At 67.6% G+C, this 24,246-nt stretch carries 19 protein-coding genes and 1 tRNA gene; 14 read left to right on the top strand and 6 right to left on the bottom strand.

Going from position 1 to position 24,246, the window contains the following annotated elements; translation table 11 throughout:
* Window positions 1-127 precede the first annotated feature (127 nt).
* Both LRP66_RS06445 and LRP66_RS06440 read right to left on the bottom strand, forming a co-directional pair.
* Window positions 128-2,002, bottom strand: a complete 1,875-nt coding sequence (locus LRP66_RS06445; RefSeq protein ID WP_230481693.1) for a lytic transglycosylase domain-containing protein — start codon at window positions 2,000-2,002, stop codon at window positions 128-130.
* A complete protein-coding gene (locus LRP66_RS06440) occupies window positions 1,999-2,769 on the bottom strand; it encodes a uracil-DNA glycosylase (RefSeq protein ID WP_230481692.1) in 771 nt (256 codons plus the stop codon). Before LRP66_RS06440 ends, LRP66_RS06445 begins: the two co-directional genes overlap by 4 nt.
* A 143-nt stretch (window positions 2,770-2,912) precedes the next feature.
* Here LRP66_RS06440 and LRP66_RS06435 point away from each other — a divergent pair, with 143 nt between their 5' ends.
* From LRP66_RS06435 to LRP66_RS06410, 6 genes are all read left to right on the top strand, one after another.
* On the top strand, window positions 2,913-4,568 hold the full coding sequence (locus LRP66_RS06435) for an electron transfer flavoprotein-ubiquinone oxidoreductase (protein ID WP_230481691.1): 1,656 nt from the start codon (window positions 2,913-2,915) through the stop codon (window positions 4,566-4,568).
* Window positions 4,537-6,162, top strand: coding sequence for a tetratricopeptide repeat protein (locus LRP66_RS06430; protein WP_230481690.1), 1,626 nt, complete (start codon window positions 4,537-4,539; stop codon window positions 6,160-6,162). The genes LRP66_RS06435 and LRP66_RS06430 overlap by 32 nt, the downstream gene beginning before the upstream one ends.
* Before the next feature lie 41 nt (window positions 6,163-6,203).
* Window positions 6,204-7,040 carry a 4-(cytidine 5'-diphospho)-2-C-methyl-D-erythritol kinase gene (locus LRP66_RS06425; RefSeq protein WP_230481689.1) on the top strand — a complete coding sequence of 279 codons (837 nt, stop codon included), beginning with the start codon at window positions 6,204-6,206 and terminating at the stop codon, window positions 7,038-7,040.
* 93 nt (window positions 7,041-7,133) lie between these two features.
* Window positions 7,134-8,207, top strand: coding sequence for a recombinase RecA (gene recA / locus LRP66_RS06420; protein ID WP_329959243.1), 1,074 nt, complete (start codon window positions 7,134-7,136; stop codon window positions 8,205-8,207).
* 61 nt (window positions 8,208-8,268) lie between these two features.
* Complete coding sequence (locus tag LRP66_RS06415; protein WP_230481687.1) at window positions 8,269-9,126, top strand: class I SAM-dependent methyltransferase; 858 nt, start codon at window positions 8,269-8,271, stop codon at window positions 9,124-9,126.
* A gap of 97 nt (window positions 9,127-9,223) precedes the next feature.
* Window positions 9,224-9,850, top strand: a complete 627-nt coding sequence (locus tag LRP66_RS06410) for a glutathione S-transferase family protein (RefSeq protein ID WP_230481686.1) — start codon at window positions 9,224-9,226, stop codon at window positions 9,848-9,850.
* A 51-nt stretch (window positions 9,851-9,901) separates the two neighbouring features.
* Here LRP66_RS06410 and LRP66_RS06405 read toward each other — a convergent pair whose 3' ends face one another.
* On the bottom strand, window positions 9,902-11,233 hold the full coding sequence (locus LRP66_RS06405; RefSeq protein WP_230481685.1) for a dicarboxylate/amino acid:cation symporter: 1,332 nt from the start codon (window positions 11,231-11,233) through the stop codon (window positions 9,902-9,904).
* A gap of 76 nt (window positions 11,234-11,309) precedes the next feature.
* On the opposite strand from LRP66_RS06405, the gene LRP66_RS06400 reads away from it, so the two are divergent.
* The 5 genes from LRP66_RS06400 to LRP66_RS06380 all read left to right on the top strand — a co-directional run bounded on the left by LRP66_RS06400 (window position 11,310) and on the right by LRP66_RS06380 (window position 18,314).
* Window positions 11,310-12,566: a M24 family metallopeptidase gene (locus LRP66_RS06400; RefSeq protein WP_230481839.1), complete on the top strand. Its 1,257-nt coding sequence runs from the start codon at window positions 11,310-11,312 to the stop codon at window positions 12,564-12,566.
* Complete coding sequence (locus LRP66_RS06395) at window positions 12,563-13,240, top strand: phytanoyl-CoA dioxygenase family protein (protein WP_230481684.1); 678 nt, start codon at window positions 12,563-12,565, stop codon at window positions 13,238-13,240. Before LRP66_RS06400 ends, LRP66_RS06395 begins: the two co-directional genes overlap by 4 nt.
* A gap of 68 nt (window positions 13,241-13,308) precedes the next feature.
* Window positions 13,309-15,957: an alanine--tRNA ligase gene (alaS, locus tag LRP66_RS06390; RefSeq protein ID WP_230481683.1), complete on the top strand. Its 2,649-nt coding sequence runs from the start codon at window positions 13,309-13,311 to the stop codon at window positions 15,955-15,957.
* A gap of 66 nt (window positions 15,958-16,023) precedes the next feature.
* Window positions 16,024-16,869 carry a hypothetical protein gene (locus LRP66_RS06385; RefSeq protein ID WP_230481682.1) on the top strand — a complete coding sequence of 282 codons (846 nt, stop codon included), beginning with the start codon at window positions 16,024-16,026 and terminating at the stop codon, window positions 16,867-16,869.
* Entirely contained in the window at window positions 16,866-18,314 is a 1,449-nt protein-coding gene (locus LRP66_RS06380) for an MATE family efflux transporter (RefSeq protein WP_230481681.1), read from the top strand. Before LRP66_RS06385 ends, LRP66_RS06380 begins: the two co-directional genes overlap by 4 nt.
* Before the next feature lie 70 nt (window positions 18,315-18,384).
* Here LRP66_RS06380 and LRP66_RS06375 read toward each other — a convergent pair whose 3' ends face one another.
* Window positions 18,385-19,242 carry a diacylglycerol/lipid kinase family protein gene (locus tag LRP66_RS06375; protein WP_230481838.1) on the bottom strand — a complete coding sequence of 286 codons (858 nt, stop codon included), beginning with the start codon at window positions 19,240-19,242 and terminating at the stop codon, window positions 18,385-18,387.
* A gap of 100 nt (window positions 19,243-19,342) precedes the next feature.
* Here LRP66_RS06375 and hemB point away from each other — a divergent pair, with 100 nt between their 5' ends.
* On the top strand, window positions 19,343-20,335 hold the full coding sequence (gene hemB, locus LRP66_RS06370) for a porphobilinogen synthase (protein ID WP_230481680.1): 993 nt from the start codon (window positions 19,343-19,345) through the stop codon (window positions 20,333-20,335).
* A gap of 13 nt (window positions 20,336-20,348) precedes the next feature.
* A complete protein-coding gene (locus LRP66_RS06365) occupies window positions 20,349-22,544 on the top strand; it encodes a fused MFS/spermidine synthase (RefSeq protein WP_230481679.1) in 2,196 nt (731 codons plus the stop codon).
* Between the two features lie 4 nt (window positions 22,545-22,548).
* Here the strand turns inward: LRP66_RS06365 and LRP66_RS06360 are convergent, their stop codons facing one another.
* A complete protein-coding gene (locus LRP66_RS06360; RefSeq protein WP_230481678.1) occupies window positions 22,549-23,088 on the bottom strand; it encodes a hypothetical protein in 540 nt (179 codons plus the stop codon).
* A 140-nt stretch (window positions 23,089-23,228) separates the two neighbouring features.
* Between LRP66_RS06360 and LRP66_RS06355 the strand changes: the two genes are divergently transcribed.
* Window positions 23,229-23,305: transfer RNA gene (locus LRP66_RS06355), tRNA-Arg, on the top strand.
* A gap of 132 nt (window positions 23,306-23,437) precedes the next feature.
* Here the strand turns inward: LRP66_RS06355 and LRP66_RS06350 are convergent.
* Window positions 23,438-24,235 (bottom strand): hypothetical protein, encoded by a 798-nt coding sequence (locus LRP66_RS06350; protein WP_230481677.1) that lies wholly within the window; start codon window positions 24,233-24,235, stop codon window positions 23,438-23,440.
* Between the last annotated feature and the right edge of the window lie 11 nt (window positions 24,236-24,246).

The raw sequence follows: 24,246 nt of genomic DNA, 5'->3' as shown, positions 1-24,246 counted from the left end.
TTGGTCGGTTTTGGGTGCGGCTTGCTGGGGGTGGGAATGGGGGCGTCCCGACAGCCCCCGATGCGCGATTCCCGAACTTCGGTTCAGCCTGACCGACGTCGAAGGCCATGCGAGACCGTCACGCAGGTCAGTTCGCCTGCGGCACCGTCGTGTTCGATTGCGGGCTGACCGTGGCGTTGAGCGCGATGGTGGTCCTGGGGGCGAGGCTGGCCTGCGCGACGTTGGGGCGTTGCAGGCGGATGGCGCTCGCGCCCGGCAGTCCGGGGAAGCGCGGCCACAGCCCCTGGGCGAGCGCCGCACGGCTTGGCGATTTCGCCTTGCCGGTCTGGCCTTCGTACATCCAGTAGTTGCGCAGGACCATCGTCACATATCCGCGCGTCTCCCAATAGGGGATGCTCTCGATGTAGAGCAGCGGGTCGCCATTGTCGCGGACGATGCTGTTCCACTCACCGACCGGCTTGGGCCCGGCATTATAGGCGGCGATCACCTTGGGCAGCAGACCGCCGGTCACGCCCGTCATATCGCGCAGCCGCTCCAGATGGCGCTGGCCGATGTCCATGTTGGTCGAGGGCTTGGTCAGGGCGCTGCGATCGATCGAGACGCCGCGCTCGCGGGCGAAATCGGTCGCGGCGGCGGGCATGATCTGCATCAGGCCATAGGCGCCAGCCGGGCTGACCACCTTGTTGCGGAAGCCGCTCTCCTGAAGCGTATGCGCGTAGACGAGCGCCTTCTCGACCCGCCAGCCGCTGTCGGGGGTCCAACTCGGCGTCGGATAGCGGGCTTCGGCGGTGGCGGTGACGCCCGCCGGGCAATTATGCGCGAGCCAGACGGTCGTGGCGGGCAGGTCGAGCGATTCGGCAAGACGGACCAGGCTGCGGAATTCGGTCGGCTGGCCGATCCGTGCCTGCTGACGGATGACCTGATCCGCCAGGTCGCTCTCGCCGATCTCGACCAGCGCGGCGGCGACGAGGATGTTGGGACGCCGATCGAGCGCGGCCCAGTCGGTCGCGACGAGCTGCCCCTTGGGCTCGCGGTCGCCGTGCATCCCCAGCGCCTGGCGGGCGAGCTGGCCGTAGAAGCTCTCGCGGAACTGCGAGGCGGAACGCAGGCGCCCCTCGATCTTGTCGGGGCGGCCGCAGACCATGTCCGCCCGCGCCGCCCAGTAGAGCGCGGCGGCACGGAGATCGACGTCGGTGGCGCGCGCCGCCGTGCCCTCGAAGGCGGTCTCGGCGGTCTGGCAGTCATTCTGCCGCCACGCCGACAGCGCGACCGTCCAGCGGCCCTGCACCGCCCATTCTCCATAGCCCTCGGCCGCCTTGGCCGCGAGTTGACGGGCATTGGCGTCGTCGCCCATCAGGAAATAGATCCAGGCGACCTTCTGCTGCCATTCGGTCAGCGCCTCGGGCGAAAGGCCCTGGGTCGCGTCGAGCAGGGCCTGCGCCGACGGGCCGTCATCGGCCTTCACGAAGGGCTGCATCTTCACCGCCAGGTCGGCGGCGATCATGTCGCTGTTGACGCTACGGGCGCGGACCCGGCGCGGCGCGCCGTCCTGCCAGATCAGGCTGTGGGATTCCGGGAGGGGCGGCAGGTCGTGAGCGCCGCGCGAACGGGCCAGCCGGGCCAGCTGCTCCGCCTGGGGAAGTTCGGGCGCTTCGTTGATGAGTGCGACCAGCCGCTCGACATCGACCTTGGGCGAGCCCTTGGCGGTGTAGAGTTCGGCGCGCGCGATCGCATGGAGGGGGCCGGGCTTGAGTGAGTCGAGTTCGAGCTGCGCGTCGGTCCAGCGGCCTTCGCGGATCGCGGCGAAGATGCGCGTATAGCCCGCCTTCTGATCGGCATCGAGCAGCGCGGGGATGCTGGGCGGCGCCTTGGCGGGCAGCGTGACGCGCGCATCGCCGATGGCGGCGGGCGCGGGGTCGACCGGGGCGGCGGCGGCGCCCGATGCGGCGGCCATCAGGAGCCCGATGGTCAGCGCGGACGTGACAAGCTGCCCCAGTTTCATGCTCGCATATCCCCCATCAGCATCTGCAGGTCCTTCCAGCTTTCCGCCTTCGCCATCGGCTTCTCGATCAGGAAGCGCGGATGAAAGCTGGCGACCGCCCGGCTTTTGCCGTCCTTATGGTCAACATCGTGCGAATGTCCGCGTGCGCTGGTGAGTTCGGTCCCGAGGACGGCACGGCTCGCCGCATTGCCGAGCAGGAGCAGCCCGCGCGGCGCGATCAGCCCGACATGGTGACGTGCGATTTCGGCCAATCGGGTCTCCAGACCGGCGGGCGCGCGCCCCGCCAGCGGCCGCCGCGCGCAGACCGAGGCGATGTGGACCGTCTCGCGCGACTGGCCGATCGCGGCGAGCATCCGGTCGAACAGTCGACCGGACGCGCCGGACAGGATCCGCCCCGCATCGCCATCGTCGCGATCGGGGCAATCGACCAGGATCATCAGCGCGGCATCGTTCGGTCCGGTCGCGGCCAGCGATACGCCGTCCCAATCGGCTTCGGGCGCCGCGTCGGACAGGCGCCACGCGAGAAACGCCTCGAGCGTGTCGGGCAGCAGTGTCGGCTGGACGGGCGGTTCGGCGACAATGCCGGGCGCCGCGTTCGGGGCGGGTGGCGGGGCATAGGATAGCGGGCGCACCGGCTCGGCGGCGGTCCAGTCGCGCGGTTCCTCCTCGACCAGCAGGTCGACGCCCGCATCGTGCCACCAGTCCAGCACGCTGGCCGCCAGTGCGGTGTCGAACCCTGCGGTATCGGTTGTCGGAAACGCCCCCATATGGCGTTGGTCCATGCTGCAAGGTTGACGTGCGCGTCAATCTGTCGGATCGGCTGTCAGGACAAGATGTTTCCCGTCCGCGCCCGGACGAGCCCGCGAAACGGGACGCTACGGCAGCGGCGCGGTCACAAAGCGAGGATGCCATGAGCGAACGCGAATCGATGCCTTATGACGTGGTGATCGTCGGCGCGGGTCCGGCGGGCCTGTCGGCGGCGATCCGCCTGAAACAGCTTGCGGCCGAACATGGCGGCGAGCTGGCGGTCTGCGTGCTGGAAAAGGGGTCGGAGGTCGGCGCGCATATCCTGTCGGGCGCGGTGATCGATCCGATCGCGCTCGACGAGTTGCTACCCGACTGGCGCGAGGATGGCTGTCCGCTGGCCGAGGTGCCGGTGACCGAGAATCTCCACTGGATCCTGAGCGCGGGCAAGCATCGTAACCTGCCCCACGCGCTGACCCCGCCCTTCATGCACAACAAGGGCACCTATACCGGCAGCCTGGGCAATCTGTGCCGCTGGCTGGCGGGCAAGGCGGAGGAGCTTGGCGTCGAGATCTTCCCCGGTTTCGCGGCGGCCGAGATACTGTTCCACGAGGATGGCCGGGTGAAGGGCGTCGCGACCGGCGACATGGGCGTCGCGCGCGATGGCACGCACAAGCCCGATTATCAGCCGGGCCTGGAGCTCCACGCCAAATACACCTTCTTCGCCGAGGGGGTGCGCGGCCACCTGTCGAAGGAGATCATCCGCCAGTTCGATCTCGCGCGCGACAGCGATCCGCAGGTCTATGGTCTGGGCGTCAAGGAATTGTGGGACATCGACCCCGCCAAGCATGTGCCGGGCCGGGTGATCCATACCCAGGGCTGGCCGCTCGGCCATGACGCCAATGGCGGCGGGTTCATCTACCATCAGGCGGGCGGACAGGTCGCGCTCGGCTTCGTGACGTGGCTGAACTACACCAACCCGTACATCTCCCCCTTCCAGGAGATGCAGAAGTGGAAGACCCACCCGGTCATCGCGGAGCTGCTCAAGGGCGGCAAGCGTGTTTCCTACGGCGCGCGGGCGATCAATGACGGCGGGCTACAGGCGATCCCCAAGCTGACCTTCCCCGGCGGCGTGCTGGTCGGCTGTTCGGCGGGGTTCCTGAATGTGCCGCGCATCAAGGGCACGCACGGCGCAATGAAGTCGGCGATGCTGGCGGCGGAGGCGGCCTATGCGGCGGTCCAGGCGGGGCGCGAGGGCGACGAGCTGACCGACTATCCGGAGGCGTTCCGCGCCTCCTGGCTGCACAAGGAGCTGTCGACGGTCCGCAACGTCGTGCCTTTGGTCAAGAAATATGGTGATACGCTGGGATCGGGCCTGGCGGGGGTGACCATGTGGGCCGAGCATTTCGGGCTGAAGATGCCCTTCACCATGAAGCACAAGCCCGATCACGAAAGCCTGTGGCGCAAGGATCAGGTGAAGAAGCCCGATTATCCCAAGCCCGACGGCGTGCTGACCTTCGACCGCCTGTCCTCGGTCTTCCTGTCGAACACCAACCATGAGGAGGATCAGCCGGTCCACCTGACGCTCAAGGACGCGTCGGTGCCGATTGCGCACAACCTGCCCTTGTTCGACGAACCCGCGCAACGCTACTGCCCGGCGGGCGTTTATGAGGTGGTGGGCGTGGAAGAGGGCGATCCCAGGTTCGTGATCAACGCCCAAAATTGCGTCCACTGCAAGACGTGCGACATCAAGGACCCGACCCAGAACATCAACTGGGTCGTGCCGGAAGGTGGCGGAGGACCCAATTATCCCAATATGTAAGCGTCCGTCGTGGATCGGGGGCTCGGCTCTCGCCCTGATCGCCGCCCCGATCTTTGGCCTGACCGGAGCCCCGGCGGTCGCGGCGGAAAGGCCCGGTCCTCAGCCGCTCGCCGCCTATCTTTCCGCGCGGGTCGCGGCGGCGGAGGGACGCTCGGCGACGGCGGCGGGGGACTATGCGGTGGCCTTGACCGGCTGGCCAGACGACCCCGCGGTCGCGGTACGCGCCTATCGCGAGGCGATGATCAGCGGCGACACCGCGCTGGCCCTCCGCGCCGCCCGCGTGATGGAGGCCGAAAAGGTCGCGCCGATCGACGTCGCACTGCTCGACCTGGCGATGGCGGCGCGCAAGAACGACCGTGCGGCCTATGACGCGGCGCTGCTGCGGATCGACGGCGACGCGCTGCGCATCCTGTCGCCGGTGCTTCGCGCCTGGGGTGCATGGGATCGCAGGCAGCCGGTCGAGCCGGGCCTGGACAGCGCGGGCAAGGAACCGGTCGCGCGCCGCCTGGCGGACGAGAATGGCATTCTGCTGGCCATCGCCTCGCGCAAGATGGCCGATCAATCGGCACGTGTGTTGCTGGAGACGATGCGCGCGCCCGCCGATACGCGGATCGCGGCGGCCGAGCTGATGGCCGGGCAGGGTGACGAGGCCAATGCGCGCGGACTGTTGAGCGACCCGCTCGTCGCCTCTGATCGCAAGCGGCTCGGCCGCAAGCCCGATCTGGGCTTCGGCGTGTCGCGATTGCTGGCCCGCGTCGGCGCCGAACTGGTCGGGGAAGGTCCGCGCCCGCTGGTGATCGCGCTCGCCCGTACCGCGCTGATCGCCGATCCCGGCAACGATCGCGCGCGGTTGCTGATGGCCGAGGCGCTGGTCAAGGACGAGGCCTGGGACGCCGCCATCGCCGCGCTGGCCGGGGTGGACCCGCAGCGTGCCTTCGCCCATCGCGCTGCGGTCGTCCGCATCGGCCTGCTCGCAGAGGCGGGGCGATCGGGCGAGGCGCTGATGCTGGCGAACGGTTTGGCGACCGCGAAGACGGCGGGCCTCGAAGACTGGCAGGTCTATGCCGATCAGCTGATCGCCGCCAAGCGCCCCGCCGATGCGGCGCCCTGGTACGAGCGGGTGACGCGCGCCGATCCGCCGCTGCCCTGGGCCGCCTGGCTGCAATATGGCGGCGCGCTGGATCAGGCGGGGCGCCGGGACGAGGCGGACGCGGCGCTCGCCCGCGCGGTCGCGCTCGGGCCGGACGAGCCGCTCGCGCTCAACTATCTCGGCTATTCGCGGATCGAGCGGGGGCAGGATGTCCCCGGCTCGCTGGCGCTGCTCGAACGCGCGAGCAAGCTGGCGCCCGACGATGCCTCGATCACGGATTCGCTCGGCTGGGGATATTTCAAGGCGGGCCAGATCAAAAGGGCTTTGCCGCTGGTCGAACAGGCGGCGATCGCCGAGCCCGCGAACAGCGAGATCGCCGACCATCTCGGCGATATCTATTGGACGCTCGGTCGGCGTTTCGAGGCGCGCTATGCGTGGCGCGCGGCGGCGCTGACCGCCGACGAGGCGGAACAGGCTGCGCTGGCGGTCAAGCTGGCGCGCTGAACCGCCTTGCCGCGCGGGGCCGGGCGACGCATGGACGACACATGACACGCATCGTCGAGACCGCGCACGCCAAGATCAACCTGGCCCTTCATGTCCGCCGCCGCCGCGTGGATGGCTATCATGAGCTGGAGACGCTGTTCGCCTTTTGCCGCGACGGCGACACGGTGACGGTCGAGCGGGCGGAGACGACGACCCTGACCCTGACCGGCCCGTTCGCATCGGTGCTGGCGAACGAGGCGCAGGAGGACAATCTGGTGACCCGCGCGGCACGGCGCTTCGGCGAGCGTTTCGGCGTGACGGGCGGCCACGCCATCACCCTCGACAAGCATCTGCCCGTCGCGTCGGGGATCGGCGGGGGCTCGGCGGATGCGGCGGCGACGCTGCGTGCGCTGGCACGGATGCATGATGTGGCGCTCGATCATCCGGAGCTGTTCGCGCTCGCCGCCACGCTGGGGTCGGACGTCCCGGCTTGCCTGCTCGGGCGGACGGCGCGCGGAGAGGGCAAGGGCGATGCGCTCGAGCCGCTGCCGCCGCTCGGCGATCGTCCGGTGTTGTTGGTCAACCCGCATATCGGCGTATCGACGGCGGCGGTGTTCGGGCGCTGGGACGGCGTCGATCGCGGACCACTTGGCAAGGGCGAGGCGCTCATGGTCGCGGCGGCGGGGCGCAACGACCTCGAGCCGGCGGCGCGAAGCCTGGCGCCGCAGATCGACGCGGTCCTGGCGCTGCTCGCCGCGGCGCCGGACGTCGCGCTTTCCCGGATGTCCGGGTCGGGTGCGACCTGCTTCGCGGTGTTCGACCATGGCGACGCGCGCGACGCCGCGGCGAGGATGGCGAGCGAACGGGGCTGGTGGGTGTTGCCGACTTTTTTACGCTGACCTTCGTTCCCTTCTTGTTCTCACGGAACAAAACACATACATAGCAGATGCGTTGAATGGACCACGCGCATGGTCTAGCGAGGGAAGCATCTGATGGCCGCCAATCTGAAAGTGATCGAAACAGGCATGGCAACCGCAAACGCAGACCGGCAAAAGGCGCTCGACGCCGCGCTCGCTCAGATCGACCGGGCATTCGGCAAGGGCTCGGCGATGAAGCTGGGGCAAAAGGAAGCGATGCAGGTCGAGGCGATCTCGACCGGTTCGCTGGGACTCGACATCGCGCTCGGCGTCGGCGGCTTGCCGCGCGGCCGCGTGATCGAGGTCTATGGCCCTGAATCCTCGGGCAAGACGACGCTGGCGCTGCATGTCATCGCCGAAGCGCAGAAGATGGGCGGCACCGCCGCCTTCGTCGATGCCGAGCACGCGCTCGACCCCGTCTATGCCAAGAAGCTGGGCGTCAACATCGACGAACTGATCGTGTCGCAGCCGGATACCGGCGAGCAGGCGCTGGAGATCACCGACACGCTGGTTCGCTCCAACGCGATCGACGTGCTGGTGGTCGACTCGGTCGCCGCGCTCGTGCCGCGCGCCGAGATCGAGGGTGAGATGGGCGACAGCCATGTCGGCCTCCAGGCGCGCCTGATGTCGCAAAGCCTGCGCAAGCTGACCGGTTCGATCAGCCGTTCGCGCTGCATGGTGATCTTCATCAACCAGCTGCGCATGAAGATCGGCGTGATGTACGGCAACCCGGAGACGACGACGGGCGGCAACGCGCTGAAATTCTACGCCTCGGTCCGGCTCGACATCCGTCGCACCGGCGCGATCAAGGATCGTGAGGAAGTGACCGGCAACGCCACCCGCGTGAAGGTGGTGAAGAACAAGGTCGCGCCGCCGTTCAAGCAGGTCGAGTTCGACATCATGTATGGCGAGGGTATCTCCAAGATCGGTGAGATCCTCGACCTGGGTGTGAAGGCCGGGCTGGTCGAGAAGTCGGGGAGCTGGTTCTCCTACGACTCGGTGCGGATCGGGCAGGGGCGTGAGAATGCCAAGACCTATCTGCGTGACAATCCCGACATGGCCGATCGTCTGGAACGCGCCATCCGCCAGCGGACGGAGAAGGTCGCCGAAGAGATGATGACCGGCCCCGATGCCGAGGACGATATCTGAACCAGGGGAACGGCCCGCCAGCGATGGCGGGCCGTTTCGCTGTCGGCGCGAAGGGGACGCGATGACCAGCGGACAGGATTGGAGCGGGCGGGTCGGTGACGTCTGGGCGGCGGAGTGGCAGCGGACCGACCGCAGCTTCGCCGATCTGGCGCCGCACCTGAACGCCGCGATCGCTGCCGTCGCCCCCCATCGCGGCAAGGCGCTCGACATCGGCTGCGGCGCGGGCGCGACCGGCCTGGCGCTCCACGGCGCGCGGCCCGATCTGGACATTATCGGTGTCGACCTGTCCGCCGGGCTGGTCGGGGTCGCCCGGCGGCGCGCGGCCGATCGAGAGGCGGTGGCGGGCGAAGGCAGCCTGTCCTTCCGATGCGACGATGCGCTCGCTCTGGCGGCGCGCGAAGCGCCGTTCGACCTGTTCCTGTCGCGACATGGCGTGATGTTCTTTTCCGACCCCGTGGCCGCCTTCGCCGCCTTGCGCCGCGCCGCGAGCGACAGCGCGACGTTGATCTTTTCCTGTTTCGACGCGCGTGGTCACAATGGCTTCGCGACACTGGCCGATGCGATCACCGGGCAGATGCCGGTCTCTTCCGATGCCTATCAACCGGGGCCGTTCGCCTTCGCCGACAGCCATGCCGTCGCCGACTGGTTGGAACAGGCTGGCTGGACACCGGGTGCTGCCGCCCGCATCTCGTTCGACTATGTGATCGGGCAGGGCGACGCACCGCTGGCGGATGCGGTCGAATTCCTGTCGCGCATCGGCCCGGCGGCGCGGGCGATCGGCGATGCGCCTCCCGAGGAGCGGGCCAGGATCACGACCGCGCTCGAACAGGCGCTGGGTGATTACCGGATCGAGGATCGGATCGCATTGCCCGCTTCCGCCTGGATCTGGCGCGCCCATGCGGGTGCCGATCGAACCTAGCTAGGCGGCGGGTAGCCGGCGTGTCGGTTGCGTGCGGATCGAATGCGCCCGCCGCTTCGCCCCGTGCGTTATCGCGCGCGCATCAAGGGGAACAGGCATGACGATCATCGTCCATCATCTGGAAAACAGTCGGTCGCAGCGTATCCTGTGGATGCTCGAGGAATTGGGCCTGCCCTATGAGGTGAAGCATTACCGGCGCGATCCCAAGACGATGCTGGCACCGCGCGAACTGCGCGCCGTCCATCCGCTGGGCAAGTCGCCGGTCGTCGAGGATGACGGCCTGGTGATCGCGGAGACGGGCGCGATCATCGAATATCTGGTCGGCAAGGGCGATGGGCGCCTGGGTCCGCCCGCGCACCGCGAGGCGATGCAGCGCTGGCGCTTCTGGCTGCATTACGCCGAAGGATCGCTGATGCCGCCGCTCTTCGTGCTTCTGGTGCTCAGCCGTATCCCGGTCGTGGGCAAGGCGGCGATGAAGCGGTTCCAGCCGATGCTCGACCGGCATCTCGATTATGTGGAAAGCGAATTGCAGCGCTCGCCCTGGTTCGCGGGTGACCAGATGACCGCCGCCGACATCATCATGAGCTTCCCGCTCGAGGCGGCGCGCTCGCGTGGCGGGCTGGATGCCGACCGCCCCGCAACGATCGCCTGGCTGGAACGGATTCACGCCCGCCCCGCCTACCAGGCCGCGCTCGCCAAGGGTGGACCCTATGCCTATGCGTGAGAGGGGCTGTCTTTCCCTTTCCCCTCGGAGAGGGGCGAGGGGAAGCTGGTCTCAATGCCCGCCGATCTGCCGAAAGCTGTCCGGCGCCGGTTCGGCAGGGGTGCCCGACGGGGCGTGGAGCGATTCGACGTCCACCGGTTCGGGCGGATCGAGCGGGCCTTCCCACTTGGCGATGACGGCGCTCGCCACCGCATTGCCGATGACGTTGGTCGCGGAGCGGCCCATGTCGAGGAAATGGTCGACCGCGAGGATCAGGAGCAGTCCGGCCTCGGGAATGTTGAACATCGGCATGGTCGCCGCGATCACCACCAGCGAGGCGCGCGGCACGCCCGCAATCCCCTTCGACGTGACCATCAGGACGAGCAGCATCGTGATCTGCTGCCCGATCGACAGGTCGATGCCATAGGCTTGCGCGATGAACAGCGACGCGAAGGTCATGTACATCATCGAGCCGTCGAGGTTGAACGAATAGCCCAGCGGCAGCACGAAGCTGGCGATGCGGGGCGGGACGCCGAACCGGTCCAGCCCTTCGAGGATACGCGGATAGGCGGCTTCGGACGAGGCTGTCGAGAAGGCGAGGATCAGCGGCGCGCGGATATGGGCGATCAACTGGCGGACGCGCGCCCCGATGAACAGCGTCGCGACGCCGAGCAGCACGCACCAGAGCAGGAAAAGCCCGAGATAGAAGCTGCCCATGAAGATGGCGAGCTTGCCGATCACCGACGGCCCCTGTTCGGTCAACGTTCCCGCCACCGCGGCGAACACCGCGATCGGCGCGACGCGCATGACATAGTCGGTCACCTGCAACATCACCGCGACCAGCGCGTCGACCGCGCGAACCAGCGGCGCCGCGCGCTCGCCGACCGCAGTGATCGCGACGCCCAGAAAGATCGACGCGACGACGATCTGCAACACCTCGTTGGTCGCCATCGCCTCGACCAGCGACGCAGGCACGAGGTGGGTGACGAATTTCTGGAGGTCGAACCCGGCCTTCACCACGCCGCTATCGGCGGTGACCGCCGGAAGCGGCAGGTTGATGCCCACCCCCGGCTGGAGCAGGTTGACGAGCAACATGCCCAGGCTGAGCGATACGAGGCTGGCCGAGAGGAACCAGGCGAGCGAGCGGAAGCCGATCCGGCCCAGCGCCTTCGTATCCCCCATCTGCGCGATGCCGGACACCAGCGTCGCGAACACCAGCGGCGCGATGATCATCTTGATGAGCCGCAGGAACAGGCCGGTGACGATCGCGAAATATTGCGCGATCGTGGTCAGCCGCGCGGTCGCCGTCGCGCTGCCGTCGTCGAGCGACAGGTTGATCGCGAGCCCGACGACGAGGCCGAGGACCAGCCCGATGAAGATGTACAAGGTCAGCCGCTTGGCCATGCATACCCCAATATAAGTTCTGCGCGCGAGCCAAGGGCATTGCGGCGCTCAGGTCAAGAATTCTATCGTGCGCGTCATGCAGACCCCGTTGTCCCGCCGCGCGCTGATCGCGGCCGCCGCCCTGCCGCTTCTCGTCCGGCCAGGGCTGTTGCGCGCCGCCGAGCCCGACCTGTCGGGGCTGCACGACATCACCGGTGGGGCGGTGCCGATCGGGCCGGAGGAACGGGCGCGACGGCTGGCGCGCGCGCAGGCGTTGATGAAGGCCAGCGGAATCGGTGCGATCCTGATCGAGCCGGGGTCGAGCATGGTCTATTTCACCGGCGTCCACTGGGGGCGGAGCGAGCGTTTGACCGCCGCGATCCTGCCCGTCGCGGGCGAGCCGTGCATCGTCACGCCGTTCTTCGAGGAACCCTCGGTCCGCGAGACGCTGGCCGTACCGGCCGAGGTGCGGGTGTGGCAGGAGGATCAGAACCCGCTGGCCGTGGTCGCGGCGTTCCTGCGCGATCGAAAGCTGACCGGGCGTCCCGTGGGCATCGAGGAGACGGCGCGCTTCTTCGCGTTCGACGGGTTGCGCAAGGCGCTTCCCGCCATCCGGCTGGTATCCGCCAATCCGGTCGTGCGCGGGTGCCGGATGATCAAGACGCCCGCCGAGATCGCGCTGATGCAGGTGGCGACCGATGTGACCATCGCCGCCTATCGCTGGGTCCATCCCCGTGTCGAGGCGGGCATGACCGGTGCCGAGATCGGTGCGCTGATGAGCGCGGCCACCCGCAAGCTGGGCGGCTCGCCCGAGTTCAGCATGGCGCTGGTCGGTGAAGCCTCCGCCTATCCGCATGGCAGCAAGCAGGTCCACCGGGTCGCGGACGGTCAGGTCGTCCTGATGGACTGCGGCTGCACGATACAGGGTTATCAGTCGGACGTGTCACGCACCTGGGTCCACGGCTCCGCCAGTGCCGAACAGCGCAAGGTGTGGGACACCGTCGCGCGTGGCCAACAGGTGGCGCGCGGCGCGGCGCGGATCGGCGCACCGGCGGGGAGTATCGATGACGCGGTTCGCCGCTTCTACGAAAGCGAAGGCTATGGCCCCGGCTACCGCCTGCCGGGCCTGTCGCACCGGACCGGCCACGGCATCGGCATGGACGGGCATGAGCCGGTCAATCTGGTCCGGGGAGAGGCCACGCCGCTGGCACCGGGCATGTGCTTTTCCAACGAGCCGGGCATCTATCTGCCGGGCAAGTTCGGCATTCGGATCGAGGATTGCTTCCACATGACGGATAGCGGGCCGGTCTGGTTCTCGACCCCGCCCAAGGCAATCGAGGCGCCGATCGGATGATCGAGTCGCTGGAGGAGCAGGGCCATGCGCTCTGGCCGTCGCGGCTTGCGGGGGAAGAACTGGCCGAGTTGGCGCGGCTTTTCGACGCGTGGCCGAAGGGGCGGCCGGGGCGGCGGATCGATCCCGCTCGTGCCGGTGGCTTGGCAGGCGTAGAGCGGCTTTGCGCTGCGATGCGGCCCTATATGGGCGAAGCCGTGCGCCCCGTCCGCGCCATTCTGTTCGACAAGCAGGATGGCGCGAACTGGGCGCTGGGTTGGCATCAGGACCGCACGATCGAAGTGGCCGAGCGGAAGCAGGTCGAAGGCTTCGGTCCGTGGACCGTCAAGCAGGGCCGGGTTCATGTCGCGCCGCCGGTTTCCCTGCTGGAACGGATGGTGACGGTGCGGTTCCATCTCGATCCGGTCGACGGAGAGAATGCGCCGCTGCTGGTCGCGCCGGGATCGCATCGCAGGGGCCTGATCCCGGAGGAGGCCATTTCGGGCGTGGTGGAAGAACTCGGCGAAGTGGTTTGCGTGGCGGAGGCGGGCGCGGTCTGGCTGTACCGCACGCTGATCTTGCACGCCTCCGCGCGGTCCGTTCCGGGACGGCATCGCCGTGTGTTGCAGATCGACCTGTCGGCGGACGATCTGTCGGGTGGATTGGGCTGGGCCATTGACGGGAAATCAGCGGCCTGAGGATGCGACGGAACGCCCCGGACGCGCGGGCGCTTGAGCGGGGACAAAACCTCGCCTAAGTCGCGTTCATGACCTCGACCAACGACATCCGCCGCGGCTTTCTCGACTATTTCGGCAGCGAGGGGCACCAGATCGTGCCCTCCGCGCCGCTCGTGCCGCAGAACGACCCGACGCTGATGTTCGTGAATGCGGGCATGGTGCCGTTCAAGAACGTGTTCACCGGGCTGGAATCGCGGCCCTATGTGACGGCGACCAGCTCGCAGAAATGCGTGCGCGCCGGGGGCAAGCATAACGATCTCGACAATGTCGGCTATACCGCGCGGCATCACACCTTTTTCGAGATGCTGGGCAATTTCTCGTTCGGCGACTATTTCAAGGAACAGGCGATCACCCATGCCTGGACCCTGCTGACCAAGGTCTGGGGCATCCCCGCCGAAAAGCTGACCGCCACCGTCTATCACACCGACGACGAGGCGTTCGACCTGTGGAAGAAGATCGCGGGTCTGCCCGATCACAAGATCATCCGCATCCCGACCAAGGACAATTTCTGGGCGATGGGCGAGAATGGGCCGTGCGGTCCGTGCTCGGAGATCTTCTACGACCATGGCGACCATATCTATGGCGGCCCTCCCGGCAGCCCCGAGGAGGATGGCGACCGATTCGTCGAGATCTGGAACCTGGTGTTCATGCAGTTCGAGCAGGAAGCCAATGAGATCGTCGGCGAGCTGCCCAAGAAGTCGATCGACACCGGCATGGGGCTGGAGCGGATCGCGGCCGTGCTCCAGGGCGTTCACGACAATTACGACACCGACACGTTCAAGGCGCTGATCGCCGCCTCGTGCGAGCTGACCCACACCAAGGCCGAGGATGGGCAGAAGGCGTCGCACCGCGTGATCGCCGACCATCTGCGTTCGGCCGGTTTCCTGGTCGCGGACGGGGTGCTTCCCGCCAATGAGGGGCGCGGCTATGTCCTTCGCCGGATCATGCGCCGCGCGATGCGGCACGCGCATCTGCTGGGCGCCAAGGAGCCGTTGATGCACCGGCTGGTCCCGGCGCTGGTCGCCGAGATGGGCGCGGCCTATCCCGAGCTGGTCCGTGCGCAGCCGCTGATCGAAGCGACGCTCCGCCAGGAAGAGACCCGCTTCCGCCAGACGCTCGACAAGGGGCTGAAGCTGCTGGACGAAGCGACGGCGGGCATGGCGCCCGGCGCGACGCTGGCGGGCGAGACGGCGTTCAAGCTCTACGACACCTATGGCTTCCCCTATGACCTGACCGAGGACGCGCTACGGGCGCAGAATCTGGCGGTCGACCGCGCGGGCTTCGACGCCGCCATGGCCGAACAGAAGCGCGCCGCGCGTGCCGCCTGGAAGGGCTCGGGCGCGAAGGCGTCGGATGACGTGTGGTTCGACATTGCCGAGGAAACTGGTTCGACCGAATTCCTGGGCTATGCCTCGGACACCGGCGAGGGCGAGGTTCTGGCGCTGGTCAAGGATGGCGCGCGTGTCGACAGCGCCGCCGCTGGCGAAAGCGTCGCGATCATCGTCAACCAGACGCCCTTCTATGGCGAGAGCGGCGGCCAGGTCGGCGACACGGGCACCATTTCCAGCGAAACCGGGCTCAGGGCCATCGTCACCGACACCTCCAAGCAGCTCGGCCGGGTGTTCGTGCACAATGCCGAGATCCAGGAAGGCGGCATCAAGATCGGCGACAGCGTGAAGCTGTCCATCGATACCACCCGCCGCGCCGCGATCCGCGCCAACCACTCGGCGACGCACCTGCTGCACGAGGCGCTGCGCCAGCGGCTGGGCACCCATGTCGCCCAGAAGGGCTCGCTGGTCGCGCCGGAGCGGCTGCGCTTCGACTTCTCGCAGCCGGTCGGCATGTCCGCCGAGGACATCGCCGAGGTCGAGACCAGGGTGAACGAGCAGGTGCGCGGCAACGGCCCGGTCGTCACGCGCCTGATGACCCCCGACGAGGCGATCGAAATGGGCGCGATGGCGCTGTTCGGCGAGAAATATGGCGACGAGGTCCGGGTGGTGTCGATGGGCGAGGACGCCGATGGCACCTACAGCCTCGAACTTTGCGGCGGCACGCACGTCGATGCGCTGGGCGAGATCGGCGTGTTCAAGATCGTCTCCGAAGGCGCGGTGTCGAGCGGCGTGCGTCGTGTCGAGGCGCTGACCGGCGAGGGCGCGCGCGCCTATCTGTCGCATCGTGACGACATGTTGAAGGCGGCCGCCGCGACCCTGAAGACCACGCCCGACGACGTGCCCGCGCGCATCGCCGCGCTGGTCGAGGAGCGGCGTCGGCTTGAGCGCGAACTGGCCGAGGCCAAGAAGGCGCTCGCCATGGGCGGCGGCGCGGGCGGCGCGGCGGCCGGTCCGGAACAGATCGGCGATGTCGCGTTCATCGGCCAGGTGCTCGACGGCTTCGAGGCCAAGGGGCTGCGCGGTGCGGTGGACGATGCCAAGCAGCGCCTGGGCGGCTCGGGCGTCGCGGTGATGGTCGCGGTGAATGACGGCCGCGCCTCGGTCGCGGTCGGCGTGACCGACGACTTGACGGGCAGGCACAATGCCGTCGAACTGCTCCGCAAGGCGGTCGCGGCTTTGGGCGGGCAGGGCGGTGGCGGCCGTCCCGACATGGCGCAGGGCGGCGGCCCCGATGGTAGCAAGGGTGCCGAGGCGTTGCAGGCGGTGCGGGACGCGCTGGCTGGCTGAGATTGACAGATAAGGGAGCAAGCGATGCGAAGGACGGTTTGGACGGCTTTGGCATGGCTTGCCTCGATGGGGGCGGCTTTCCCTGGCCTGTCGGCTGCGGAGGCCCAGACCAGTGGTGATCCCGTCGTCGTGACGGCGAGGCCGCTGCCCGCGCGCGGGGCCATCGACAAATGGGTCCGCGACATGTCGGTCCGACGCTCGTCGGACGAGCCCATGTCGCGGGTCAGCGAACCGCTGTGCGTCGCCACGGCGGGGCTGCCGTCGTCGTTGGGCAAGCCGCTCGCCGATCGCGTTCTGTCCAATGCCGAACGGCTGAAGATTCCGCTGGCGGGGGACAAATGCCACCCCAACGTCTTGATCCTGTTCGTCGATGACGGCGCATCGCAGGTCGACTGGCTGGTCAAGCACCGGCCCGGCATCTTCGGCGACCTGCCCTATTCCACCATCCGGACGCTGCGGCACGATCATGGCCCGGTCCATGCCTGGCACATCACGGCGGTCGCCAGCCGGGACGGTGACAAGCTCGTGCAGGGGGAGGGGGGCTTTCCGACCCTGCGTATCCCCAGTGCCAGCCGTATCGACGCGCCGATCCAGTCGATGATCGTCGCGGCCGTCGTCCTGATCGATCGTTCCGCGATCGTGGGCCGCCCGATCGATCAGATCGCGGACTATGCGACGATGCGCACGCTCGCGCTCGTCGCCGCGCGCAACGATGTCGTGGACAACGATCGCACCGCCACCATCCTCTCGATGTTCCGCGGGACAGACGTGCCGCTACAGCTTACGCCGTTCGATTGGGGGTATCTGACCGGGCTCTATTCTGGACGGGCGACGCGGCGCCCGGCGGCGCAATATGCCGACATGGCGCGTTCGGTCGAAAAGGAACTCGCCGCAGGAGAGAAGAAGCCGTGAAGCCGGACAACGGACGTCGTGACCTGACCGCCGGACCGATCGGCAAGACGCTTCTGCTGTTCGCGCTGCCGACCCTGGGGTCGAGCGTGCTGCAATCGCTCAACGGATCGATCAACGCGATCTGGATCGGCCAGTTTCTGGGCGAGCGGGCGCTGGCCGCGACGACGAATGCGAACATCATTATGTTCCTGCTGGTCGCCGCGACCTTCGGCTTCGGCATGGCGGCGACGATCCTGATCGGCCAGAATATGGGCCGCCGCGATGTCGAGGCGGCGCGGCGGGTGCTGGGGTCGGCGCTCGGGCTGTTCGCGGTCATCTCGACCCTGACCGTCTGCGTCGGCTGGCTCGCCGCACCGGCGATCCTCCGCGCATTGGCGACACCGGCGGAGGTCTATCCGCTGGCGCTCGCCTATCTGCGCGTGATCTTCGTCGCGATGCCGCCGGGGTTCGTCGGCGTGCTGCTGACCATGGCGCTTCGCGGGGTGGGGGATTCGATCACGCCGCTGAAGTTCATGGCGCTGGGCTCCGTGCTCGACGTGGCGCTCAACCCGGTCTTCATCCTCGGGCTGGGCCCGGCGCCCGCGCTGGGGATCGAGGGCTCTGCGGTGGCGACGCTGATCGCCAATTGCGGGTCGCTGCTCGCGATGGTGGGCTATATCTATGCCAAGGATCTGGTCATCCGGCTGCGGGGGGCGGAGTGGCGCTACCTGCTCCCTACGCCGACCTTGCTGCGCACGATCGTCACCAAGGGCTTTCCGATGGGGCTCCAGATGCTGGTCGTCTCCACCTCCGCGCTGGCGATGATGGGGCTGGTCAACCGGCACGGCACGGCGACGACGGCGGCATATGGCGCGGCGAACCAGCTCTGGACCTATATCCAGATGCCCGCGATGGCGGTCGGCGCGGCGGTCAGCGCGATGGCGGCGCAGAATATCGGTGCCGGACAATGGGACCGCGTCGACCGGATCACCCGCGCGGGGCTGCGCATGAACCTGTTGCTGACCGGCGCGCTCGTCGTGATCGTCACGCTGCTCGACCGACATGTGCTGTGGCTGTTCCTGGGCAGCGAGGGGACCGCGACCGACATCGCCGCGCGGATCAACCTGATCGGCGGATGGAGCTTCATCCTGTTCGGCGTGTCGATGGTGCTCGCCGCGACGGTGCGCGCCAATGGCGCGGTGGTCGGGCCGTTGGTGATCCTGGCGATCTCGATGTTCCCGGTCCGGTTCGGGCTGGCCAATCTGTTCGAGCCCCGACTGGGTTCCGACGCGATCTGGTGGAGCTTCCCGGCCGGCTCGCTGGCCTCGATGGTGATGACGATCGGCTATTATCGGTACGGCAACTGGCGCAAGGGGCGGATGACGGCGGCGGCGGGCAAGGAGGAATGCGAGGAACAGGCGCTCGCCGAGGGACAGCCGACGAACAAGGCGATGCCGGTCGGATGATCGCTGGCGGCGATGCCCTCCACCACCGCTTCGCGGTCATCTCCCTGCCCATCGGCGATGGGGAGGATCTTCACTCCGCCGGGGCCATCACCTCGATGATGCCGGGCGCGATCTTCGCGGTGACGGGGGTGTGCGCCAGGACCTCGCCATCGATCGAGATCGGCAGCGGCGGGATGCTGTTCAGCCGGATTTCGCGTCCCCGGAATTCGCGCACTTTTTCCTTGCGATAGTCGCTGCGCAGGACGCTGGCCGCCCAGTTGACGATCAGGCGGCGTTTCACATGGCCGCACACCGCCTGCACCACGATCTCGCCCGAATCGACCGCTGCCGATTCCACCAGCTCGGTGCCGCCATGATAGGGACCGTTGGAAATCCGCACCTCCACGACGCGAAGCCGCTCGCGTGTCCCATTCTGTTCGACGATCAGCGTGAACGGGCGGAAGCGCAGGAATTGATAGGCCGCCCAGCCCAGATAGCCCAGCCGCCCCGCAAGCCGCTTCAGGCCGTGCGGGACCGTCTCCGCGATCTTCGGGCTGATCCCCATCGCGGCGCAATTGGCGTAATAGTCATCGTCGATCATGCCCAGATCGATGCGACGCGGGCGGCCGGTGCGGATCACCTCCACCGCGCCCTCGATATCGAGCGGGATGCCCAGCGAGCGCGCGAAGCTGTTGGCGGTGCCCAGCGGCAGTACGCCCAGCATCACGTCATGCCCGACCATCAGGTCGACCAGCCCGCTTATCGTCCCGTCGCCGCCGCCCAGGATCAGCAGGTCGGGCTTGGCGGCCAGCAATTCGCGGACCGTCGGCTCCAGGTCTTCGGGATCCTCGATCGCGCGCGCGTCGACCGGGTAGGGGAGGCCGGACATGGCGGCGCAGGCGCGCTTGAACAGCGCCTGGCCGCGCCGCGATTTGGCGTTCACCACCATCGCCGCCGATCGTATCTCTCTCAAACCCGTTTCCTTTCGCCCCCGGAACGCTTCATCCAACGCTTGGCAAGCGCGGTACGATCCCCCAAATGCCAATGTGATGACCGCTTCCTATCCCGCGCTTCGCCTCCGCCGTACCCGCGCCTCGCAGTGGAGCCGTCGGCTGCACGCCGAAAACGTCCTGACCCCGGCCGATCTGATCTTGCCGCTGTTCGTGACCGAAGGGCAGGGGGTCGAGGAGCCGATCGCCAGCCTGCCGGGGGTATCGCGCTGGTCGCTGGACGGGATCGTGGCGCGGGCAAGGGAAGCCGCCGCCCTGGGCATTCCGTGCCTGGCGCTGTTCCCCAACACGCCGTCGCACCTGCGCACCGATGACGGGCGAGAGGCGCGCAACGCCGATAACCTGATGTGTCGGGCGATCCGCGCGATCAAGGACGCGGTGCCGGAGATCGGCGTGCTGACCGATGTCGCGCTCGATCCCTATACGACGCATGGCCATGACGGGCTCGTCGACGCGGCGGGCTATGTGGTCAACGACAGCACCGCCGACGCGCTGGTCGAGCAGGCGCTGACCCAGGCACGCGCGGGATCGGACGTGATCGCCCCGTCGGACATGATGGACGGCCGCATCGGCCTGATCCGCGCCGCCCTGGAGGCGGAGGGTTTCGTCAATGTCCAGATCATGGCCTATGCCGCCAAATATGCCAGCGCCTTCTATGGCCCGTTCCGCGACGCGGTGAACACGCGCGGCCTGTTGAAGGGGGACAAGCGCACCTATCAGATGGACTCCGCCAATGCCGAGGAAGCGCTGCGCGAGGTCGCGCTCGACCTGGCGGAGGGCGCGGACAGCGTCATGGTCAAGCCGGGCCTGCCCTATCTCGACATCATCCGCCGGGTGAAGGACGAATTCCGGGTGCCGACCTTCGCCTATCAGGTGTCCGGCGAATATGCGATGATCGAGACGGCGGTCGCCGCAGGCGCCGCCGATCGCGACGCGATGGTGCTGGAGACGCTGATGGCGTTCAAGCGCGCGGGCTGTGCGGGGGTGCTGACCTATCACGCCGCCCATGCCGCGCGCCTGCTGAACGCCTGAGCCAGCGCCTGGGATGCCAATCCGAACGTCCAGCCTTCCCGCGCGCATCCTGTTCGTCGCGACGATCCTGACCGGGTCGTTTCTGCTGTTCCTCGTCCAGCCGCTGGTCGCGCGGATGGCGTTGCCCCGGTTGGGGGGCGCCCCGGCGGTCTGGGATTCGGCGATGTTCGTCTATCAGGCGTTGTTGCTGGGCGGCTATGCCTATGCGCACGCGCTGGGACGATGGCGACCTCGCGTTCAGGCGGCGATCCATCTCACGCTGCTCGCGGTGGCGGCGCTGTGGCTGCCGATCGGGCTCATGGCGATCGACCTGCCCCCCGACGCCGAGCCCGCATTATGGGTGCCGTGGCTGCTGGGGCTGTCGATCGGTCCGCTCTTCTTCGCGGTGTCGGCGCAGGCGCCGCTCATCCAGCGCTGGTTCGCGCTCGCACAGCCGGGGCGCAATCCCTATGCGCTCTACGCGGCGTCCAATCTGGGCAGCTTCGCGGGGTTGATCGCCTATCCACTGCTGGTCGAACCGATGATGACGCTCCACGGCCAGAGCTGGTTATGGAGCATCGGATATGCGCTGCTCGCACTGATGGTCGTGATCTGCGCCACCCGATTGCCCGGCGGCGAGGATCGGGAACAGGCGACGACGCCCCAGTCGAAGCCGCCCGGATGGCGCCGTGTCGGCCAGTGGATCGCGCTGGCGGCGGTCCCTTCGGGGCTGGTGCTGGCGACCTCGACCTTCATCACCACCGATATCGTCGCGATGCCGCTCCTCTGGGTGCTGCCGCTTGGCGTATACCTCCTCAGTTTCATCATCGCCTTCGCGACGCGGCGGGGGGCGGCGGATACGCTGACCCGGATCGCGCCGGTCACCCTGTTGCTGCTTGGCGGAGTGATCATGGGGGGCAATCCGGGCCGCCCCTATTTCAACGTGGTCATCGCGCTGTTGCTGCTGTTCATGGTTTCGGTCGCGCTCCACACCGCGCTGTATCGCGCGCGACCGGCGGTCGACCGACTGACCGGCTTCTATCTGTTCATGGCGGTCGGCGGCGCGCTGGGCGGGGTGTTCTCGGGCATCCTCGCGCCCGTCCTCTTCGACTGGACCTATGAATATCCGCTGCTGATCCTCGCAGCCGGGATCCTGATCCCGCAGCAGTTCATGACCATGGGAATCCGCCACCTGTGGCTGCGGCACCGCGCGGTCATGTTGGTCGCGCTGGTCGTCCTGCTTCCGCAATTCTGGCTGGCGGGCCCGGCAGGCTGGTTCGGGGACCATCAGCAGGGGCCGGTCTTCCTCATCATCGCGGCGCTCGCCTTCGTGGTGATCGGATCGCGGCTGGGCTTCGCGGTGCTGCTCGCTGGCGCGCTGGTGTTGTTCGGCGGCTATCGTGCGCTCTCGCTCTCGATGGAGCGCGACGCGCGGATGCGCAGCTATTTCGGTGTCTATACCGTGCGTGACGAGCCGGGCTATCGCGAGCTAGACCATGGCTCGACGGTGCACGGCATCCAGTTGCGCGGATCAGCGGAGCGGGAGCGGACGCCGACCACCTATTACGCGCCCGACTCGGGCGTCGGCCGCGCGATGCGCGCTGCGCCAGCGCTGTTCGGCCCGGCGGCGCGGATCGGCGTGGTCGGGTTGGGGACCGGCACGCTCGCCTGCTACGCCCGGCCGGGTCAGACCTGGCGCTTCTACGAGATCGATCCGGTGATCGTTCGCATCGCGCGCGACACGGGGCAGTTCACCTATCTCCGCCGCTGCGCCGCCGATCCCGTCATCCGGATCGGCGACGCCCGCATCCGCCTCGCCGCCGAGCCGACCGACAGCTTCGACCTGCTCGCGCTCGACGCCTTTTCGTCGGATGCGGTTCCGGCGCACCTGCTGACACGCGAAGCCTTCGCCACCTATGCCCGTGTCGTGTCGCGGCGGGGGCTGCTGCTGGTCCATATCTCGAACCGCTTCGTCGACTTGGAGCCGCTGGTCGCGGCCGCCGCGCGCGACGGGGGCTGGGCGGTCGGCAAGCTGGCCTATATCCCGTCCGACCTGGACGAACAGGCGTCGGCGACCCGGTCGGTCTGGCTCGCCCTGTCGCGCGACCGGCAACTGCTTTCCGCACTGGAAGCGCGTGGCGGCACGTGGCAGCGCGCATCCGCTCCGCCCGACCTCGCACCCTGGACCGACGATTATTCCAGCGTCCTGCCGTTCCTGCGCCGGTTCTGATCGCTCAACCGGTCGGCAGGCTGGCAGTCAGGGCGGAAATCTGTGCCGCCTGCCGCTCGCTGATCGCCGCCGCGCGGGCGCGAAGCTTGGTCAGCGCGGGATAATCGGGCTTCAACTCGGCGGCACGCGCGATGGCGCGGTCATCGATCTCGGTAAGCAGCGCGGAGGTACGCGCCCGTATCTCGTCGAGCGTCGCCAGATCGGTCTGTGCGGCGAGCCAGGCATCGCTGCCGACTCGCTGCCCACGCGCCGCTCGGGCGCTGGCTTCGGCGCGGTCGTGCGCGGTCGTGAACTCACCCTCCACCGTGCCGAGCCGATCGGTGATACCGGCGATATCGCGGTCGAGTGCCGGATCGGGCCGTAGCTCGACCGGCTTGACCACCGGTTCGGCAAAACCCTGCTTCTCGACCGGTCGAACCGCCAGCGAGGGATAGGGCGTCCGGTCGCCACCGCCCGCACAGGCCGACAGCATCGGCAGGGACAACAGGCCGATCCATGCGATGGCCGGAAGGTTGCGGATCGAGGAGGGAAGGAACTGCGTCATCCCCGTCACCCTAGCCGCAAGACGCGGCCGGGGAAAATGCCGCGAATGCGCTTCGGACGCCGCTTTCGAAAAAATGTGGATAACCCGGCACAAGGGCTTGCCATCATCCCGAACCGCTTCTAAGAGCCCACCTCCACAGCGCGCCCGTAGCTCAGCTGGATAGAGCATCAGACTACGAATCTGAGGGTCGGACGTTCGAATCGTTCCGGGCGCGCCATTATATCAGTAGTTTAGCGGTGTGGTGAGTTTTCCTTGGAGATTCACCGTTTGGATCGGTACACGCGGGGCACACCTGAGAAGGTGGCCCCGTCGATCGCAAAAACGATATTCAAACGTCAGATTTTTAGGCTCATGCGGCCTCCAGCACCCCGACCCATGTAATGTCCGTCCTCTTTGGGTCGACTATGCGCCAGATGGTTTCCATCAACGGCCTTGGTATCTGACGTTTGGCCACAGCAAGACTTGCCTTCAGCACCTCATCCGGCCACGGTTTCACGACGTGGCTCGTATCACCGTCCGGCTGGATTGGTCCGAGCAATGTACGGCCATCACGAACGCCGGTGACGCGTACGCCCCTGAACGTGGTTGGAGGCACGAAGCGGTCCCGCGCATCCAAGAAGGCCGCTGCCGGATCATGACCATCATGATCGGTTTCGTCCAGGATTCCAAGGATGCAGGCAGAACCGGAGGCGATTTCAAACCGGTCAGTGCATAGCTTCCGGATGCAGATATGGGATGCGGCAGATCCGCTGGGCAGCGCGGCATACCATAGGTCCAAAAGCGGGTACGGCACCTCGTCGTAGTCACGGCTGTCCAGAGTATCCGCCTGCGGTGGAGTGACACCCTCCCACGAAGTGCCATCCGATAGGATATGCACGCAGTCATTTTCGTCGAAGACGATGCAGTAGCTGGAATGCGATCTTCGGGCACATCGAGAGAAATGATCGATGAGATTCCTCCTCATCATAGGAGAAGTGTGCCCAGGTCCACGATAGCCGATGGTGGCACGATCAAAGCCATCGACCGCTGATCCATCGCCACACTCTGCATACAGATTCATTCTGCTGCGCAGAAATCCCCCGAAGGCCGGGGTGATCACGTAGGGGAAGCAGTCTTGGCGCCGCCGGGGAATGCTGAGCAATTTCATTTTTACCTCCG

The sequence above is a fragment of the Sphingomonas sp. Leaf21 genome (assembly GCF_916858675.1).
In the GTDB taxonomy this organism is placed as follows: domain Bacteria; phylum Pseudomonadota; class Alphaproteobacteria; order Sphingomonadales; family Sphingomonadaceae; genus Sphingomonas.
Note: the sequence above shows the minus strand (reverse complement) of the source record. Positions and strands in the feature narration are given on the sequence as shown.